This is a genomic window from Flavobacterium sp. CLA17 (assembly GCF_013112255.2).
Lineage (GTDB): Bacteria > Bacteroidota > Bacteroidia > Flavobacteriales > Flavobacteriaceae > Flavobacterium > Flavobacterium circumlabens.
In genome coordinates this window covers 2826987-2846151 of sequence record NZ_CP068294.1, presented here as the reverse complement: position 1 = coordinate 2846151, position 19165 = coordinate 2826987, and the positions used below count along the sequence as shown (strand labels likewise).

General features: G+C 34.6%; 19 protein-coding genes. 9 read left to right on the top strand and 10 right to left on the bottom strand.

The features are described from left to right. Window positions 1-21: 21 nt before the first annotated feature. Entirely contained in the window at window positions 22-669 is a 648-nt protein-coding gene (locus HAV12_RS11635) for a TatD family hydrolase (RefSeq protein WP_171569811.1), read from the bottom strand. Beyond that, entirely contained in the window at window positions 669-1268 is a 600-nt protein-coding gene (locus HAV12_RS11630) for a DUF1684 domain-containing protein (RefSeq protein ID WP_171569810.1), read from the bottom strand. The genes HAV12_RS11635 and HAV12_RS11630 overlap by 1 nt, the downstream gene beginning before the upstream one ends. Before the next feature lie 97 nt (window positions 1269-1365). Here HAV12_RS11630 and HAV12_RS11625 point away from each other — a divergent pair, with 97 nt between their 5' ends. The 6 genes from HAV12_RS11625 to HAV12_RS11600 all read left to right on the top strand — a co-directional run bounded on the left by HAV12_RS11625 (window position 1366) and on the right by HAV12_RS11600 (window position 7708). Then, complete coding sequence (locus tag HAV12_RS11625) at window positions 1366-2583, top strand: MFS transporter (protein WP_171569809.1); 1218 nt, start codon at window positions 1366-1368, stop codon at window positions 2581-2583. Window positions 2584-2736: 153 nt separating this feature from the next. Next, entirely contained in the window at window positions 2737-3105 is a 369-nt protein-coding gene (locus HAV12_RS11620) for a BlaI/MecI/CopY family transcriptional regulator (protein ID WP_127340561.1), read from the top strand. A gap of 6 nt (window positions 3106-3111) precedes the next feature. Further along, complete coding sequence (locus tag HAV12_RS11615) at window positions 3112-4947, top strand: M56 family metallopeptidase (RefSeq protein ID WP_171569808.1); 1836 nt, start codon at window positions 3112-3114, stop codon at window positions 4945-4947. Between the two features lie 111 nt (window positions 4948-5058). After that, entirely contained in the window at window positions 5059-6501 is a 1443-nt protein-coding gene (locus tag HAV12_RS11610; protein ID WP_171569807.1) for a serine hydrolase, read from the top strand. Window positions 6502-6592: 91 nt separating this feature from the next. Then, complete coding sequence (locus HAV12_RS11605) at window positions 6593-6733, top strand: SsrA-binding protein (RefSeq protein ID WP_171571677.1); 141 nt, start codon at window positions 6593-6595, stop codon at window positions 6731-6733. Window positions 6734-6862: 129 nt separating this feature from the next. Then, on the top strand, window positions 6863-7708 hold the full coding sequence (locus HAV12_RS11600; RefSeq protein ID WP_171569806.1) for a DMT family transporter: 846 nt from the start codon (window positions 6863-6865) through the stop codon (window positions 7706-7708). A gap of 80 nt (window positions 7709-7788) precedes the next feature. Here HAV12_RS11600 and HAV12_RS11595 read toward each other — a convergent pair whose 3' ends face one another. Beyond that, complete coding sequence (locus HAV12_RS11595) at window positions 7789-8343, bottom strand: fasciclin domain-containing protein (protein WP_171569805.1); 555 nt, start codon at window positions 8341-8343, stop codon at window positions 7789-7791. Between the two features lie 208 nt (window positions 8344-8551). Between HAV12_RS11595 and HAV12_RS11590 the strand changes: the two genes are divergently transcribed. The 3 genes from HAV12_RS11590 (at window position 8552) to HAV12_RS23080 (ending at window position 9639) form a co-directional block, all read left to right on the top strand. Continuing rightward, a complete protein-coding gene (locus HAV12_RS11590) occupies window positions 8552-9082 on the top strand; it encodes a biopolymer transporter ExbD (RefSeq protein ID WP_171569804.1) in 531 nt (176 codons plus the stop codon). 32 nt (window positions 9083-9114) lie between these two features. After that, window positions 9115-9321, top strand: coding sequence for an ExbD/TolR family protein (locus tag HAV12_RS23085; protein WP_370528450.1), 207 nt, complete (start codon window positions 9115-9117; stop codon window positions 9319-9321). 114 nt (window positions 9322-9435) lie between these two features. Then, complete coding sequence (locus tag HAV12_RS23080) at window positions 9436-9639, top strand: hypothetical protein (RefSeq protein WP_370528449.1); 204 nt, start codon at window positions 9436-9438, stop codon at window positions 9637-9639. Between the two features lie 90 nt (window positions 9640-9729). Here HAV12_RS23080 and rpsA read toward each other — a convergent pair whose 3' ends face one another. The 7 genes from rpsA to lon form a co-directional block, all read right to left on the bottom strand. Continuing rightward, window positions 9730-11508 carry a 30S ribosomal protein S1 gene (gene rpsA / locus HAV12_RS11580; RefSeq protein ID WP_171569803.1) on the bottom strand — a complete coding sequence of 593 codons (1779 nt, stop codon included), beginning with the start codon at window positions 11506-11508 and terminating at the stop codon, window positions 9730-9732. Between the two features lie 274 nt (window positions 11509-11782). After that, entirely contained in the window at window positions 11783-12433 is a 651-nt protein-coding gene (locus HAV12_RS11575) for a hypothetical protein (protein WP_205423308.1), read from the bottom strand. 320 nt (window positions 12434-12753) lie between these two features. Next, window positions 12754-14130 (bottom strand): nucleoside permease, encoded by a 1377-nt coding sequence (locus tag HAV12_RS11570; RefSeq protein ID WP_171569801.1) that lies wholly within the window; start codon window positions 14128-14130, stop codon window positions 12754-12756. Between the two features lie 68 nt (window positions 14131-14198). Further along, complete coding sequence (gene cmk / locus HAV12_RS11565) at window positions 14199-14891, bottom strand: (d)CMP kinase (RefSeq protein WP_171569800.1); 693 nt, start codon at window positions 14889-14891, stop codon at window positions 14199-14201. A 45-nt stretch (window positions 14892-14936) separates the two neighbouring features. Continuing rightward, window positions 14937-15536 carry a murein L,D-transpeptidase catalytic domain-containing protein gene (locus tag HAV12_RS11560; RefSeq protein WP_171569799.1) on the bottom strand — a complete coding sequence of 200 codons (600 nt, stop codon included), beginning with the start codon at window positions 15534-15536 and terminating at the stop codon, window positions 14937-14939. 8 nt (window positions 15537-15544) lie between these two features. Further along, complete coding sequence (porQ, locus tag HAV12_RS11555) at window positions 15545-16564, bottom strand: type IX secretion system protein PorQ (protein ID WP_171569798.1); 1020 nt, start codon at window positions 16562-16564, stop codon at window positions 15545-15547. A gap of 143 nt (window positions 16565-16707) precedes the next feature. Then, complete coding sequence (lon, locus tag HAV12_RS11550) at window positions 16708-19161, bottom strand: endopeptidase La (RefSeq protein WP_171569797.1); 2454 nt, start codon at window positions 19159-19161, stop codon at window positions 16708-16710. Between the last annotated feature and the right edge of the window lie 4 nt (window positions 19162-19165).

Here is a 19165-nt window from a genome sequence, read left to right as displayed (position 1 = left end):
CTTTTAATCTGAAACTTTTTTTTATTTATGGAATACCCTTTTATAATTCGTTGAAATTATATCTTGTAACGCACTGTTATTTATATTTTTATATTCTGATGCTAAATCGTAAACCTGTTGTATTGTTTCTTCAACCGTATCTGTTTCCAGAAAAAAACGATCGTTTGGAATTTGTTGAAAAACAGTTCTTAATTCCGGATTCCTCAATAAATATTTTCCAAAAGAAATATAAAATCCTTCTTTTATAAGCTGGTCTGCAAGCTGACTGTTTTTCGAAAATCCGTGTATAATCATCGGAACCGTTATCTTCCTTTTTTTCTTAATCGCAATCACTTCCTGAAAAGCAGCCACGCAATGAATCACAACCGGTTTTTTATATTTTTCGGCTAAAATCAATTGTTTTTCAAAAACTGAAGTTTGAAGGTCCAGTGGAATTTCAATCCGTTTATCCAAACCGCACTCGCCTATTGCCAGACAATTTTCAGTTTGCAATTTTTCTTCTATAATTTTCAAATCGGCGTCAATTTTGTCTTCTGCAATATACCAGGGATGAATTCCAATGGAATAAAACGGAATTGAAGCATCAAATTCACGCGGATACTGATTCACCAATTCTAAAATATCGGATTGGTTGGTGAACTGATGGGTATGAAAATTAAAAAATTCCATTAATGAAAAGTTTTAACTCCCGCTTTGATTTCAATTTTTAAATCATTTTCCAACGGAACCAGCGGACAGGAATATTTATGATTATAGGCACAATACGGATTATAAGCCTGATTAAAATCAACTGCGATGGTCTCGCCTTTCGGGATTTTCAAATCAATATATCGTCCGCCTATATAGCTTTCTTTACCGGAAGTCAAATCTGAAAAAGGCAAAAATAAATGATCTTTATATTCTTTTGTTTTAGAAAGATCAATGCTTCTGTAGACATTCAATTGCAGTGACACACCGTCTATGGTAAAGTACAAAGTGCCATATTTAATATATTTTGGCGTTCTTGTACCCGTGGTTTTCATTTCAAAAACCTTTTCGTTTTTTGCTTTTACCAATTTTGCATTTACAAAATATTTACTGCTAACCGGATAAAAATCCAAAGTTTTGAAAGACTTTAAATCTTCTGACATCAACGGACTGGTCTTAGCGTCAGCATATTCTGCGTTAATGGTCTTTTGAAATTTTTCGGCATCACTTTTATCAAATTTCTTTTGGCTGAAGCCGAAATTAAAAGTCAGCAGTAAAACAAATGCGATTATTTTTTTCATCTTGGAAATTTTATGCAAAAATAGTTTAAAAGTAACAAAGCAACAACCGATCTACATTACAAAGTTTTCTAACTTTGTTGCAAATAACCTTTTTATAATGCTCAAAACTGCTTTTACCCACTACATCAATAATTTCAGAGGATTTTCAAGAGAAATCTGGATCCTTACACTTGTAACTTTTATTAATCGTGCCGGTACAATGGTACTTCCGTTTTTGTCGAAATATTTAAAGGAAGACCTTCATTTTACCTATAATCAGGTGGGTTGGATTATGGTTTCATTTGGTTTAGGATCTATGTTGGGTTCCTGGCTGGGCGGAAAACTATCCGATAAAATCGGGTTTTATAAAATCATGATTTTTAGTTTATTTACCAGTGGGGTTTCGCTTTTCTTCGTACAATATATCACCACTTTCTGGGCATTATGCGGTGCTATGTTTATATTAATGGTCATTGCAGATATGTTCAGGCCGGCCATGTTTGTTTCTTTAGGAGCTTATGCTAAACCTGAAAACAGAACCCGTGCCTTGACTTCAGTACGTTTGGCCGTAAATCTTGGCTTTGCTGCCGGACCTGCTTTAGGTGGTTTGATTATTATGGGAGTTGGATATCAGGGACTGTTTTGGGTAGACGGATCTTCCTGTATCATTGCAATTTTAATTTTTGCGCTTTTGGTAAAAGAAAAGAAAAAAGTAACTCATGAAGATAAAATTGAAAGTGCCAAAGCAGTAAAATCGGTTTTTCATGATACTATATTCTGGGCTTTCTTATTTGTAAGTTTTGTAACCGCTATGATTTTCTTTCAGCTATTTACCACTTTACCCTTATACCACAATGAGAAATTTGGGTTGAGCGAATTTCAGACAGGACTTTTAATGACGCTAAACGGCCTTCTTATTTTTGCTCTGGAAATGCCAACCGTTGGTTTTATGGAAAGAAAAGGTTTTCCTAAAATAAAAATTATTATTCTGGGCTCGTTTATCATGTCGCTGAGTTTCTTCTTATTACTTATAAATGTTTGGGCCGGAATATTAGTAATTGCCATGATTTGTATTTCTATTGGCGAAATTCTAACCTTTCCGTTCTCCAACGCCTTTGCCTTAAGCCGTGCACCCCGAGGTCAGGAAGGCCAATATATGGCACTTTATACCATGAGTTTTAGTCTGGCACACATTGTGAGTTCAAAGGTCGGTTTTGAAATTATCTCCAGACTGGGGTATCAGATCAACTGGCTTTTTATGGCGTGTATTGGAGTTGTAGCAACGCTCTGTTGTTTTTGGATCAAGAAAGCTTTGATAGACGAAAAAGTTTCCTGAATTTTATTCTAATCATAAATCATTAATTTTCAATTTATTACACTTAAATTGAAGTGCTTTTTCATGCTTTAAACTGAAAATTTAGTTAAATAACTATTTTTATAGTTGCGTAACTAGAAAAATAGTTGTAGGTTTGAATTAAAATTAGAAAACATGCAAAAGCTAACGAACAAGGAAGAAGAAATCATGCACATTTTATGGAAGCTTAAAAAAGCATTCGTAAAAGAAGTTCAGGCAGAAATAACCGAAGATCAGCCTCATTATAATACACTTTCAACTATTGTAAGGAATCTGGAAGAAAAAGGATATGTGAGCCATAACGCCTTTGGAAATACACATCAATATTATCCTATTGTAACGATTGAGGATTACCGAAAAGGTTTTATGAGTACCGCTATTGATAATTATTTTAATAGTTCCTATAAAAGTATGGTTTCGTTTTTTGCCAAGGAAGAAAAAATATCTGCAGCAGAATTACGCGAAATTCTGGCTATGATTGAAAATCCAAAAGAAGAAAAATAACCGTTTATGGAAGCACTTTTCATTTTTATCGCAAAATCAAGTGGATTACTTGCTTTGTTTTACCTGGCGTATTATTTATTACTGCGCAAAGAAACTTTTTTCAACAGTAACAGGTGGTTTTTACTATCCGGCCTGATTACAGCTGTGGTATTGCCCTTTTTAGTGTATACCAAAGTGATATGGGTTGATCCTGTTCCGGTTTCCAATATGGCGTACTCCCCTGTTTTCACTCCGGGTACGATACAGGAAGAGTCTTTTGAAATCGACTGGAATTTGGTTTCCCTTGCCATTTACGCACTTGGTTTTACGGCTTTCCTGGTAAAATTTGGAATCGATTTTTATAGTTTAAATTCGGTTTTAAAAGGAAAAAAAGTACAACAGCAAGCTGATTTTAAGTTTATCGATATCAACGAAAATATTGCTCCCTTTTCTTATTTTGATTATATCGTGTACAACTCATCACTGTACAGCGCCTCAGAGTTAGAGAATATTATTGAGCATGAAAAAGTACATAGCGATCAGAATCATACTATTGATGTTTTGATCTCAAGAATTTTTTGTGTGCTGTTTTGGTTTAATCCGATTATCTGGCTTTATAAAAAGGCTATTCTTCAGAACCTTGAATTTATTGCCGATAGCGAAGCTGCAAAAAAAATATCTGACAAAAAAGCGTATCAATACACGCTTTTAAAAATAACAACACATGAAAGCTGTGTTGCAATCACCAATCATTTTTATCAATCATTAATCAAAAAACGAATCGTCATGTTAAACAAAAATCAATCAAAAAAGAGGAATTATTTAAAATATTACGCCATAATTCCGGCACTTCTAGCTTTTGTCCTGCTATTTCAGGTCAAAACAATTGCACAGGAGAAAGCTTCAGACCCGATTACAAACATTGATCCTAAAGGAATAGAATCTATGGATGTATTCAACATTTCTAAAAATACTACTGATGCTGAAATTGCAGAAAGAATTAAAATTTTAAAAGAAAAACATCAGATTAAAGTAAGTGTTTCTGATTTAAAAAGAGATTCTAAAAACGAGATAACCTCCATTCAGATTGAATTAAAAAATGAAAAAGGAGTAGTTAAAGTAAAAAGAACCGAATCTACTAATGGAATTGATAAAATCGGAATCATTATTATTAAAGAGAAAAGCGGTAAAATCAGTTTTAATTTTTCTGATGATGAACAAATAAAAAATATTGACAGGTCTGATGAAGATCAGGATGATGAAATTAGAGAAGTGGAAAACGTTGACGCTCCTGATGCTCCTGATGCTCCGGGCACGTCTGGTACTCCTACTCCCCCAACACCTCCTGCACCACCCGTTTTTCCGGGAGGTCCAATGCCTCAGGTTCCTGCATCGGCTATGGCTAATATCCCAAAACCACCAACACATCCCGGAAATGTGAATGACAAAGCAGCCATGAAAAAATTCGAAAAAGAAATGGCTGAATTTGAGAAAAAAATGGAAGCATTTGAACCGGATATGGCCGCCTACGAGAAAGAAGTAGAAGAAGTAATGTCAAAACGCGAAGCTATTTTTGAAAAAGAAATGGAAAAATATGAAGTTGCCATGGAAAAATACAATGCTGACATGGAAAAGTTCAATCAGGAAAACCAGCAAAATGTCAATTTCAATAATAGACAATATCAAATAGACATGAAACAGCATGCCATAGATATGAAGCAATATGAAAAAGACATGAAACAGCACGCTAAAGATATGAAGCAACAGGAGAAAGACATGAAGCAGCATCAAAAAGACATGATTCAGCATCAAAAAGATATGGCTAAACAACAAAAAGAGAGAGCCAATAGACAAAATAATTAATACGTAAAAATTTAAAACGTATAACTTACTAGAATCATAAAAAAAACCAGTGCCCAACACTGGTTTTTTTTACGTCAAAAAATCAATTCTAATTTATTTGAATCCTATTAAATGAAAAAAATAATATGCATTTTGTTTTTACTACTTTGTTTTTCAGTTAAGGCACAACAAAAATCAGAAGCCCTGAGCGAAAAAGAGATTTTAATCCTAATGGATAAAAGTGCAGCAGATTTACTGAAAGAAGCCAAAGCAAATTCAGTTTCTATTGGAGTTGTGAAAGATGGGAAAACCTATACGAAACATTATGGTGAAATAGACAAAGGAAAAGGTAATACCGCAACCAATAGTACTATTTTCGAAGTGGCTTCCATTACAAAATTATTCACGGGACTACTCGTAGCACAAGCCGTTTTAGAAAAAAAAATAAATCTGGATGATGACATTCGAAAATATATTACCGGTGATTATCCCAATTTAGAATATGAGGGAAATCCTGTCAAATTCCGGGATTTGCTATCTTTCAGAAGCGGATTTAGCCATGATTTGCCTGATAATTCGGAAATCAGAAAAAATATAAGTGATACTAGCTACCTTGCCTTTAAAAGACTGGACGACTCGTATAGTAGAGCGACTTTTTTTCAGGACTTACATGCCATGAAACTGGATACTTTACCGGGTAAAAAATATAAATACAGTAACGGCAGCGTTCAGCTTACAGCACACATTTTGGAAAACGTGTATCATAAAAACTACGAAACCTTACTTAAGGAAAATATTTTCGATAAATTATCATTAAACGATACGCAGCTTCTTATAAATCCCAATACAATAATTGCAAACGGATATAATGCAAAAAATATTCAAATGCCAATTTTATCAGATAATTTATGGGGAGCAGCCGGTGGTATCAAGTCGACTTTGGGCGATTTAGTAAAGTTTCTGGCCTTCGAACTGGACACTAAAAATAAACTTGCTGTAGAATCACAACGAAATCTTCTGGATAGTCAGACCATGTGGAACGGCTATTTTTGGGATGGAATTGAAGTAAGCGGATTTGGAAAAAATAGTTGGAAACACGGTGGGGCTTTCGGTACACAAAATATGTTTTTGGTATATCCCGAAAGTAAATTGGGAATCTCTGTTATTGTAAATGTAAGTGATCAGAATACAAGCAATGCCATCGGACAGGCAGCTGCAAAATTAGCCTTAGCGCTATTGCCAAGAGAAGAATCACAGAAAGGAATTTACGGATATAAAATAAAAGATAATTCGGTACAATTTACCTACGAATACAATACACTTTTTAATTCAGATCTGGTAAAAAGCGTTTCCGTTGCCGGTTCTTTTAACAACTGGAATACTGAGGACAAGAACTATCAAATGATTCGGAAAAATAAAAATACTTTTGAATTATCGACTCCTGTAAGTAACTTTAAAAAAGATCATCTCCATACTTTCAAATTTGTTATCAATAAAACGGGCTGGGTGGAAGCTCCTGAAAATATTTCAAACAAAGAAAATAGCGGCGACGAAAATCTCATTCTAAAACTTTAATCGCTTTACAAAATACAAATCTCTAATACTCAGAAAGACTTTGCTGTTTAGCAAAGTCTTTTTTATATCTTTGAAAAAAATAAAACCGGCCATGTATAAAATTTTAGCTAAAATCAATAAAATCCTTTTACCCAGTTTTACCAAACAGGGTTTAGATATTACCAAAGCAAAAAAATGGCAAATGGCTCTTATTGGTTACCGTTATTTTGTAACTAAACGTGCTTTAGATTAATTTTTCACCATATTACTTCTGATCTATAACCATATTGTACCATTCTGAGTACAATCTGTATCCTTTTATACCTTTCAAAGTCTTTTCTGTTCCGTAATTTGTAGTTTTGCTTTTCAGTATAAAATTGCAATGAAAAACAAAGAATTTAACCTCCCTCCTATTCCGGCAGTACTTTTGGCCATTATAAGTGTACAATGTGGTGCTGCAATCGCAAAAACAATATTTCCTGCACTTGGCGCGGCGGGAACAGCATCGATACGAATTGGTGTCTCCGCTTTAATTTTATTATTGGCTTACCGTCCCAATTTATCCAAAATCACAAGACAACAGTGGAAAATTGTTATTCCTTATGGTTTGACTTTGGGTGCCATGAACTTAATCTTTTATATGTCTATTGAAAGAATTCCAATTGGCCTGGCCGTTACCTTAGAATTCATCGGGCCGCTTTTGGTGGCTATAGTCGGATCAAGACGTTTGGTCGATTATTGCTGGGTATTGCTCGCAGCCGCTGGGATTGTTTTAATAGCACCCTGGACCAATTCCCGAATAGATACTTTGGGAGTCTTATTTGCGCTGTTGGCAGGAGGACTTTGGGCTACTTACATCGTCCTTGGTGGAAAAGTTTCTAAAATCATGAACAGTGGTGAGGCCGTTTCTATCGGAATGCTTTTCGCTTCTCTTTTAATTCTCCCATTCGGTTTTTATGAAAATGGATTAGTCAATCTTACTCCAAAACTTATGGGACTGGGAGTAGCATTAGCCTTGTTATCCAGCGCCATTCCGTTTACACTCGAAATGAAAGCTTTAGGGCAGCTTCCTCCCCGAACCTTCAGTATTCTGATGAGTTTAGAACCGGCAGCAGCAGCAATCTGTGCCTATATTTTTTTACAGGAACAACTCAATTTTTATGAAATCTTAGCGGTTTTCTGTGTTGTTATTGCGTCAGCAGGATCAACTTTAACGGCTAAAAGATAAAACAATAGAAGTCAAATTATGATATAAAAAAACCTGCAAATGCTATTTACAGGTTTTTTTTATATGCTTTACGCCTTTAATTAACTTTTAGGCAACAATACAGTATCAACTACATGAATCACACCGTTTGACTGATTTACATCTGCAATTGTCACTTTAGATTTATTACCGCTTTCGTCGCTGATATATAAATCTTTTCCATCCATCCAGGCTGTTAGAGTACCACCACTTACTGTTTTAAGAGTAGCTTTTCCTTGACCTTTTTTTATTGCTTTTGCAATATCAGAAGAATTCATTTTTCCCGCTACAACATGATAAGTAAGAATAGTTTGTAAAGTTTTGATGTTTTCAGGTTTCAATAAGGTCTCGACAGTTCCAGCTGGCAACTTGTCAAACGCTGCATTTGTTGGGGCAAAAACGGTGAATGGTCCTTTACTTTGTAATGTTTCTACTAATCCTGCAGCTTTTACAGCAGCAACCAAAGTGGTATGATCTTTTGAGTTAACAGCATTTTCAACAATGTTTTTTGTTGGGTACATTGCTGCTCCTCCCACCATTACTGTTTTTTGTGCATTAGAAGTAAATGCAAATCCTAAGGCTAAAACTGCTACAGCTAAAAATTTTCTAGTTTTCATAATTAATAATTTAAGTTATAAGCTCATTTACGCTGTAATATTTGTTTTGGTTTTAGGAAAAAAATAAAAAATTAGAAGCAAACATGAATTATTCTTAAAATACGCTGTAAAACAAGCCTTTGATGATTTAAATTATTTTTGAATATTTTTAAATCTGCTTCTTTATTGCATTACTTTTTTTGATACTTTAGTAATAAATTCATTCATTATGGAAAATCTGCCGCGAAAAGTAAGAAGTAAAAAGTTAAGTACAAAAGTCGATTTGACCGCTATGGTTAGTGTTTCTTTTTTGTTGATCATCTTTTTTATGGTGACAATTGAGTTGGCTAAACCGAATATTATGGAACAAAGTTTTTCAAATGAAGGTGGTTGTGGAGGAGAGCCCATTTGCTATAGACCCGACGAGAATCGTATATTAACTGTCTTACTTGATGATAATAATAAAATAGTCACTTACATGGGATTATTATATGCTCCTGTTCAAAATCCTAAGGAAGTAGAATATGGCAAAGATGGTATCCGAAAAGAGCTATTATACATTGATAAAAAAGTTCATGAATATTCAGCATCAATGGGCAAACCGAAAATTGGCGTTACCGTAATTATAAAACCAAGTAATAAATCTAATTATGGAAATCTAGTCAGCATTCTTGATGAAATGAAGATAACAAGTATCTCATCCTATTCTGTCGTTGACTATTTTACTCCCGAAGAATCAAAATTATTGGCTTCAAATTAAAACTATTTTCTAAACTTATAAAACTTTTATTTATGCAAAATCTCCCGAAAAAAGTAAGAAGTAAAAAGTTAAATACACGAGTTGATTTTACCGCGATGGTTAGTGTTTCTTTTTTATTAATCATCTTTTTTATGGTTACAATTGAATTGTCAAAACCAAAAGGTATTGATTTAAGTTTGCCTGACAATGGTTGGACTTGTGGTCTTTGGGCCGTGGCTGTGGTGAAGACCGAACAATAACAATACTACTGGGTGAAAATAATAAATTAGTTTCTTATATGGGAATTTTAGCAAGCCCAATACTCCCTTAGAGAAATAGAATATGGTAAAAATGGAATTCGTAAAGAGCTTTTAATGAGAAATAAAAACGAATTTGAATATTCAAGTTATAAAGGACGATCCGGAAGAGGCGCGATTGTAATCATAAAACCAAGTAACAAATGCAACTTTAAGAATTTAATTGATATTTTAGATGAAATGGCAATTGCTAAAATTGACACCTATACAATTGTTAATGAGTTTTCTCCGGAAGAATCTAAACTGTTGGCGTCCAGATAAAAGTTCTTTCTGAGAACCTGAATCAAAATTATGTAAACAAAAAAAAGTCCCACATTACTGTGGGACTTTCTATTTAAAGGAAACTAAGAATTATTTTTTCTCCGTTTTTTCCATTTTAGCTTTTAATGCAGCTAATACATCATTGTTATCTCCTAAAGTTGCAGCTGGTGCATTTGTAGTAGAGTTAGATGAAGTATTTTCAGTTGCAGCTTTCACGTTTTTCTCTTCTTCTTCACGGAAGATAGCAGTGTGAGAAGCTACTACTCTTTTGAATTCTTTGTTGAATTCGATTACTTTGAAATCAGCAGTATCACCTTTTTTCAATTTCTTTCCGTCTTCTTTTTCAAGGTGACGAGTAGGAATGAAAGCAACGATATCATCTCCGAATTCTACAGTAGCGCCTTTGTCAACGATTTCAGAAATTTCACCATTATGGATAGTTCCTACAGCGAAAGAATCTTCGTATTGATCCCAAGGATTAGCAGTAGTTTGTTTGTGACCTAAAGATAATTTACGTCCTTCAACATCTAATTCTAATACTACTACATCAAGTTTTTCACCAACATTTACAAACTCAGATGGGTGTTTGATTTTCTTAGTCCAAGAAAGGTCAGAAATGTAGATTAATCCATCAATTCCTTCTTCTAATTCTACGAAAATACCAAAGTTTGTAAAGTTTCTAACGATACCTGTATGTTTAGAACCTACCGGGTATTTAGAAGTAATATCAGTCCATGGATCCTGAGTCAGTTGTTTGATACCTAATGACATTTTACGGTCATCTCTGTCTAAAGTTAAGATAACAGCTTCAACAACATCTCCAACTTTTACGAAATCCTGAGCAGAACGTAAATGAGTAGACCATGACATTTCAGAAACGTGGATTAAACCTTCAACACCTTCAGCAACTTCGATAAATGCACCGTAATCAGCGATTACAACTACTTTACCTTTTACTTTATCACCAATAGTTAAATTAGCATCTAAAGCATCCCATGGGTGAGCGTTTAATTGTTTCAATCCTAATTGAATTCTTGTTTTCTCATCATCGAAATCAAGGATTACAACGTTTAATTTTTGGTCTAATTCAAGAACTTCACTTGGGTGGTTAATACGGCTCCAAGAAAGGTCAGTAATGTGAATTAATCCATCAACACCACCTAAGTCAATAAACACACCATAAGAAGTAATGTTTTTAACAACACCTTCTAATACTTGTCCTTTTTGTAATTGACCGATGATTTCTTTTTTCTGTACTTCGATATCAGCTTCGATAAGCGCTTTATGAGATACAACAACGTTTTTGAATTCGTGGTTAATTTTTACCACTTTGAATTCCATCATTTTGTTTACATATACATCGTAGTCTCTAATTGGCTTAACATCAATTTGAGAACCAGGTAAGAAAGCTTCAATTCCGAAAACGTCAACGATCATACCACCTTTAGTTCTGCATTTTACAAAACCATTAACGATTTCTCCTGTTTCATTTGCAGAAATAACTCTATCCCATGATTTGATAGTACGTGCTTTTCTGTGAGATAATACTAACTGACCTGTTTTATCCTCACGGATGTCGATTAATACTTCTACTTTGTCACCTACTTTTAATGCCGGGTTGTAACGGAATTCGTTTAAAGAAATAACACCTTCCGATTTTGCGTTGATATCAACGATAACGTCTCTATCTGTAATTCTAACAACTATTCCCTCAACAACTTCTTCCTGATCTGTAGCGATAAAAGTTTTTGATACTAAGTCTTCGAATTCCTGTAAGTTTTTCTCATCTACTGCATCGATACCTTCTTCGAAGTTATGCCAGTTAAAATTTGCTAAAAACTCTTCTTGTGATTTTAATTGTTCAGACATGCTGATAAAAAATTTGTATTCTGTTTTTCTTGAGTTTCTCAAAGCGATAGAAAAAACAGAAGTTGTTTTACATAAATAGTTGATACCTAATGGAAACTCTTCTCTGCCAAAAGGTTTGCAAAATTAATACATTTATTTGTAATAGCAAAACAATTACAAATGATTATCAAATCATTATTTTGATCCTTGGATTTACAGATTTCAAGCGCATCTTAAAAATAAACCCTACAGGTTTTTAAACGTGTAGGGAGTATCAAAAATGAGTCTGGTTGACTCAAAACGCTGCAGTTACATTTTTATTTTTACTTTTTGCAAGTAATATGTCCAATTTCAAAACCGTTAATCTTCCGTCATTATCAATATAATTAAGGATTTCCTTTGTTGCATTTAGCGAAATAGTTCTGGGCTTTTCGAAATTAGGCACAAGTTGAGAAAGATTAATTTCAATCTTTTCTCCTGTCTTATCCTTATACGTTAAAATACTGCTGCTGTTTTCAAATACTGATTCGGTCAGCGTTTTATTATGTGTTGTCATGGTAAGCCATATCGTTCCGTTATAAAAATAAACTTCTCTGGTAGAAAAATCCATAAAAAGATCTCCTGTCTGGCCATTCGCTCTCGGTACGCCGTTTTCTTCTGTCAGATTTTTCAAATCATTCCATTTATTTTTATACCAGTAATAGTAACCCGGTGAAATCCCTGCTCCTTTTACAGTATTAAAAACCAATATAAATTTGGTGTTCTGATCTACAATCATGGGCTTATCAGACCTGTTTTTTAGTGTTGCTCTCGGAATCATAATTTCTTCATTTTTACAAATTTCATCGAAACGTGATGATACATCGGACAATTGTTTGCTGCTGCTCGTCTGGCACAGTGCTATGAAAGGAATCAATAACAGGAAATAGAAAATTATCCTCTTCATTGTTTTGTATCTTTTTAAGGATTTAACCGTTAAATCCGATACAAAAATATCTAATTGATTTTCAAATAATTAACCCAAAACAATAACTGATTTAGTCCCGTAATAAATGGTATGTTATTGCATATAACTGGCAAAAACAGAAGAAAATAGCAGGCTTATTAAGAAATGAATTTTAATATTTCTTTACGCAACTATCAAACTTTCCTGTTTCGTCCTTAAAAAAACTGACTGGATTAGCAATATAAAATTGGCTCAATCGGAACATAAAAAAACCGTTTCCAATGAACTGAAAACGGTTTTTTAAATATTTCATAAAATCATTAATGACTTAAATTTTCTATTTCCTTCGGATCATGTTTATGCTTAAACAAAATAGCAAAAGCAATTGCGATAACCAAAGCATAAGCTGAAAACGACAACCAAATCGTATGCCAGTCTTTCATTAAAATTGGATTTGTAAAAATTCCATCAGTTGAGACTGTATTTCCTTGTGCTTTTACGAATTCCAACATTCTGGAATTTGTGGTACCGGTTTGCAAAAACCCGGCTAATTCAGTAGTATTGTTAAATGATTTCGTAAAGAAACGATCAATTGCCCAACCGGAAGTTAAACTTCCTAAAACAGCTCCTACACCATTAGTCATCATCATAAACAATCCTTGTGCCGAGGAACGAATTTTAGAATCGGTATTGCTTTCTACAAATAACGAACCTGAAATATTAAAGAAATCAAATGCCATTCCGTAAACGATACAAGACATAATAATCATCCATAAGCCACCAACAGGATCTCCAAAAGCAAACAATCCAAAACGCAATACCCAGGCCAGCATACTAATCAGCATTACTTGTTTGATTCCGAAACGTCTTAAGAAAAAAGGAATCGCCAAAATAAATAAAGTTTCAGAAACCTGGGAAATCGACATAATGATCGTCGAATATTGAATGACAAAAGAATCTGCATATTTTGGAAAATGTTTGAATTCATCTAAGAATACATCTCCGTAAGCATTTGTCAATTGCAATGCGCCTCCCAAAAACATAGAGAAGACAAAAAACAAAGCCATTTTATAATTTCCAAATAACTTAAAAGCTTCTAATCCTAATGTTTCCACTAACGAAGCATCCTCTTTAGTCAGACGCTGTGGCTCACATTTCGGTAATGTGAAAGCGTAAATTCCCAGAATTAACGCACCCACTCCGGCAATATAAAACTGGTATTCAGTTGCCTTACTTCCGCTTAAATTGGTAATCCACATCGCTGCGATAAAACCAATTGTTCCCCAAACGCGAATTGGCGGAAAGTCTTTTACTATGTTTTTATTGTTCAGTTTTAGCGAAGTATACGAAATTGAGTTACTCAACGCAATTGTTGGCATATAGCAACACATTGCCACAAACATTACATATATAAAATTATCCGGTGTAGTAACTTGTGCAATGGCAAATAAAACTACCGCATAAAGTATATGCAATAAGGCATATAATTTTTCAGCATTTACCCATCTGTCAGCAATAATTCCCGTAAGAGTAGGCATGAATAAAGAAGCAATTCCCATGGTTCCGAAAACAAGACCAAACTGGGTTCCTTCCCAATTTTTAGTTCCAAACCAATAATTTCCAATTGTTATAAGCCAGGCTCCCCAAACAAAAAATTGAAGAAAGCTCATTATAATCAACCTGTTTTTAATTCCCATATGATGAAATTGTCTTTTTAAATAAATGAAGCGGTAAAACTACCATTAAAAATGATATCTGCAAAAAATTAAGCGGTTTTAACAACGTCGTTTATTAATTCCAAAACAGCTGAGAACTGTTCTTCGCGACTCAGGTAAGAATTATCTATTTCGATGGCATCGTCGGCAATGACCAAAGGAGAATCTGCACGGTGTGTATCTATATGATCTCTCTCTACAACATTTTTCAAAACATCCTCATAAGAAACATCATCCCCTTTTTCCTGTAATTCATCAAAACGTCTTTGTGCACGGGTTTCTGCACTTGCAGTCATAAAAATTTTCAATTCCGCATTTGGAAAAACTACAGTTCCGATATCTCTACCATCCATGACTATAGCTTTGTTTTTTCCCATAGCTTGCTGCTGCTCTACTAACTTCGAACGTACCTCCGAAACTTCTGCCACTTTGCTTACATAGTTGGACACCTCAATAGTTCTGATTTGTTTTTCAACATTTTCGCCATTCAGGTACATTTCTGCAAAACCCAGTTCTGCATTGAATTTAAACTCTAATTGAATTTTTGGAAGGGAATCGACAAGACCTTTTGTATTAAAAGAATCAGGCCCTATGAACTGATTTTGCATTGCAAATAAAGCTACGGCTCTGTACATTGCTCCTGTATCGACGTATACGTATTCTAATTCTTTTGCCAACTGTTTTGCTAAAGTACTCTTTCCTGTTGACGAAAATCCGTCGATTGCAATGGTTATTTTTTTCAAAATAATCTTTTGATTTTATAAATTTATAATAAGATGCGGGTATTTTTAATAGTAGATATCTAAGATGATTTTTGACTTAGAAGTGTCTATTATTTTTTCTATTCTTTTAAAGAAAGCTTCACTAACCATTGGACAGCCCTGGCTGCGTGAGATATAATGATCCTGTTCACCTTCCGGAACAGCTGAATATTTATGCAGCACAATAGATCTTTTAAGAGCGTTACTGTTCGTCTCGTCCAGACCAGCTAATTTGTAAGCTTTACCAAACATTCCTTTATAACATTTTTCTATAGAATACCTTCCCAGAGCCGTAGCTTTAGATTGCGGTACATTACTAAATTTTAATTCTCCGCCAACTCCGGTTTCCGATCCTGATCCGTGAGCTACAAGTCCCTGATCGAGAATTTTATCATTTTCCAAATCATAAACAAAAAAGCGGTTTTTACCTGATTTGATTTTCATATCAACTAAAAAAGCAATTTTTCCATTGTAATTGGAACCAGCTCCAATCTTTTCTTTTATTTCGCTAATGTGAAAATTTATCCTTTCGACATCAGCAGTAGTAAGGGTTTCGTCTTCGAAATTAACTTTTGAGGTGTTAAAAAAACCTGCAGTAACAAAAAGGATTAAATAAAATAGTTTCATAAAATTACCTATTGAAAGTTTAAGATTAGTCCAAAAAGACTCGTATTAGCCGCTAAAGTATATTTTGAATATGAATAATTGAATTTCAATCGATTCATTTTTAAACCAAATCCTAAGGAAACCCCTGAAAAATTACGCTGTTCTTCCACTCTCAATTCTTCACCTCTTCTAAAATTATAACCCATTCTGATGTTAAATGCTTTTTTTGGAAAAAGCTCTACTCCTACAACTACATGTCGTAAAGCATTGTTTACGAACGAAACTTTTTCTTCTTTAGTAGTTCCATCAATATTAGTTTCTCCGCGAACAGGATTCGAGAATGAAACATTCCATTGTTGCAAATTTTCTAAAGAAAGATGCCAGCGAAGCGGCACGTGTTCTAATTCTTGTGACATTCCTGCAATGATTTCAAGAGGTAAATTCTCCTGTATTCCTGAATAGGTTGTGAACTGTGTTCCAATATTGCGAATTACCAGCGCCAAATTTAAATCATTTTTTTCAATTATATACAAAAAACCCAAATCAATTGCTCCTCCAATAGAATTATAACTTTCTAACGTTGAAGTTATTAACTTCACATTCGCTCCAAAATGAATATCTGTATAAGGAACATTATAGGCATAACCCAATGAAAGTGCGCCTTCACTGCCTGTAAACTCTGAAGTGGCCTGACCATTTTCATCATAACCATCAAATGTACCGTAGTTTATATAGCTTACCCCGGCATAGAAAGTCTGAACATGTCTATCATAAGTATAAGCATATGAAGCAGTTCCGTAAGACGCGTCCCCATAATAACTTCCGTAATTCATAGCCAGGTGATTATCCATATCCTCGTTTAAAGTTGCTGGATTAAACATAACCTGATTGACATCTTCATCATAAATCGTTATTGTATTTCCACCTAACGCTGCCTGTCTGGGTGAAGTTGTTAAATTAAGAAACTGATAGGTGTGACGACCTCCAATTTGTCCGAAAGAAAACGAACAAATCAATAACATTAAAAATAAAACAGGTCGTTTTAACATGCTTTTCAAGGCGTTCCTATATGGGAATAACGCAAATGCGAAGATAAAATTATATAACTTATAAAATAAATATTATGACTAAAAAAAATCCAGATTCCAAATCGAACATTTCGATCTGGAATCCGGATTTTTAAATTTCAAATTTATTTTAATATTTTAGCGTTTTTGGCATTTTGATCCGTTAAAGCCAAAGCAAGAACTTCACTCATTTCTTTCACATAATGAAAGGTAAGCCCTTCCAGATATTCAGCTTTAATTTCATCAATATCACTTTTGTTTTCGTGACATAAAATGATTTCTTTGATATTAGCTCTTTTCGCTGCCAGGATTTTTTCCTTGATTCCGCCAACCGGTAAAACTTTCCCGCGAAGGGTAATTTCTCCAGTCATTGCCAGGCTTTTCTTTACTTTCTTTTGTGTTAATAAAGAAACCAGTGAAGTCAGCATTGCAATTCCGGCGCTTGGACCGTCTTTTGGCGTTGCACCTTCGGGAACGTGCAGGTGAATATTATATTTTTGGAACAATTCTACACTTAGACCTAATTTCTTAGCATTTGCTTTTATGTATTCTAAAGCAATGGTAGCCGATTCTTTCATTACAGTGCCTAAATTTCCTGTAATGCTCAAAGAACCTTTTCCTTCCGAAATTAACGACTCTATAAATAAAATATCCCCGCCAACACTCGTCCAGGCTAAACCTGTAACTACTCCGGCTACATCGTTATTTTCGTATTTATCACGCTCCAGTCTTGGTACACCCAAAACGGTCAGGATGTCTTCATCCGTCACTTTTTTATTATACTCTTCTTCCATAGCTACTGCTTTTGCAGCATTACGAATGACCTGAGCAATTTTAGTTTCCAGATTACGAACCCCTGATTCACGTGTATAACCTTCTACAATTTTTTCTAATTGTCTTTTACCAATGGTCAGATCTTTGGAAGTTAAACCATGCGCTTCCAATTGTTTTGGAAAAAGGTGTCTTTTGGCAATTTCTACTTTTTCTTCGATAGTATAACCTGACATCTTAATAACTTCCATTCTGTCACGTAACGCGGGCTGAATGGCAGCCATATTATTTGAAGTCGCGATAAACATCACTTTAGATAAATCATATCCCATCTCCAGGAAATTATCGTAGAAAGCACTGTTTTGCTCCGGATCCAACACTTCCAGTAAAGCGGAAGAAGGATCACCACTATTTCCGCTTGAAAGTTTATCGATTTCATCTAAAATAAAAACCGGATTTGATGTTCCGGCCTTTTTCAGGCTCTGGATAATTCTTCCCGGCATCGCACCAATATAGGTTTTTCTGTGTCCTCTGATTTCTGCTTCATCACGCAGACCACCCAATGAAATACGTACATATTCACGTCCTAAAGCTTCTGCAACAGAACGTCCGATAGAGGTTTTACCAACACCCGGAGGCCCTGTCAAACAAATAATCGGCGATTTCATATCGTTACGAAGTTTCAGAACAGCCAGATGTTCCACCATTCTTTTCTTCACTTCTTCAAGTCCGAAATGATCTTTGTCTAATATTTTCTGGGCATGTTTTAAATCAAATTTATCTTTGGAATATTCACCCCACGGCAATTCCAAAAATAACTCTAAATAGTTACGCTGAATTCCGAAATCAGGAGATTGCGGATTCATCCTGCGCATTTTAGACAATTCTTTTTCGAAATGTCTCTGCGTTTTTTCGTCCCACTTTTTCGTTTTCGCCTTCTGCCCCATTTCATCCATTTCCTCTTCCTGCGAAACGCCTCCCAATTCTTCCTGAATGGTTTTCATTTGCTGGTGAAGGAAATATTCACGTTGCTGCTGGTCTAAATCAAAACGAACTTTTGACTGAATGTCATTTTTTAATTCCAGTTTTTGCAACTCCACGTTCATATAACGCAAAGTTTCAAGGGCTCTTTCTTTTAAGCCATTTATCGAAAGTAAGCCTTGTTTTTCCTTTACCGATAAATTCATATTGGAAGAAACAAAGTTGATTAGAAACGATTGGCTCTCAATATTTTTAATCGCAAAAGTGGCTTCTGAAGGAATATTAGGACTTTCTTTAATGATCTGAATAGCCAGTTCTTTCACAGAATCTAAAATAGCCGTGAATTCCGTATCATTTTCATCCGGACGTTCTTCTGTTACTTCTTTTATAGTGGCTGTAATATAAGGTTCTTCTGAAACTACATGATCAATTTCGAAACGTTTTTTTCCTTGTAGAATAACCGTAACATTCCCATCAGGCATTTTTAAAACACGCAGGATTCGGGCTACAGTTCCTATTTTATGAATATCATCTTTAGACGGATCTTCATCTTCTTCATTAATCTGAGAAACTACACCAATTATTTTTCCAGCAGCATTTGCATCATTAATAAGCTTTATGGATTTATCCCGTCCTGCCGATATCGGAATTACAACACCCGGAAATAAAACAGTATTGCGTAAAGGTAAAATAGGTAATGAAAGCGGAAGCTCTTCATTATTCATTTCTTCTTCGTCTTCCGGAGTTAATAATGGAATTAATTCTGCTTCTGAGTCAAATTCCTGAAGTGACAGATTGTCAATAGTAAGTATTTTATGGTTTGACATAATA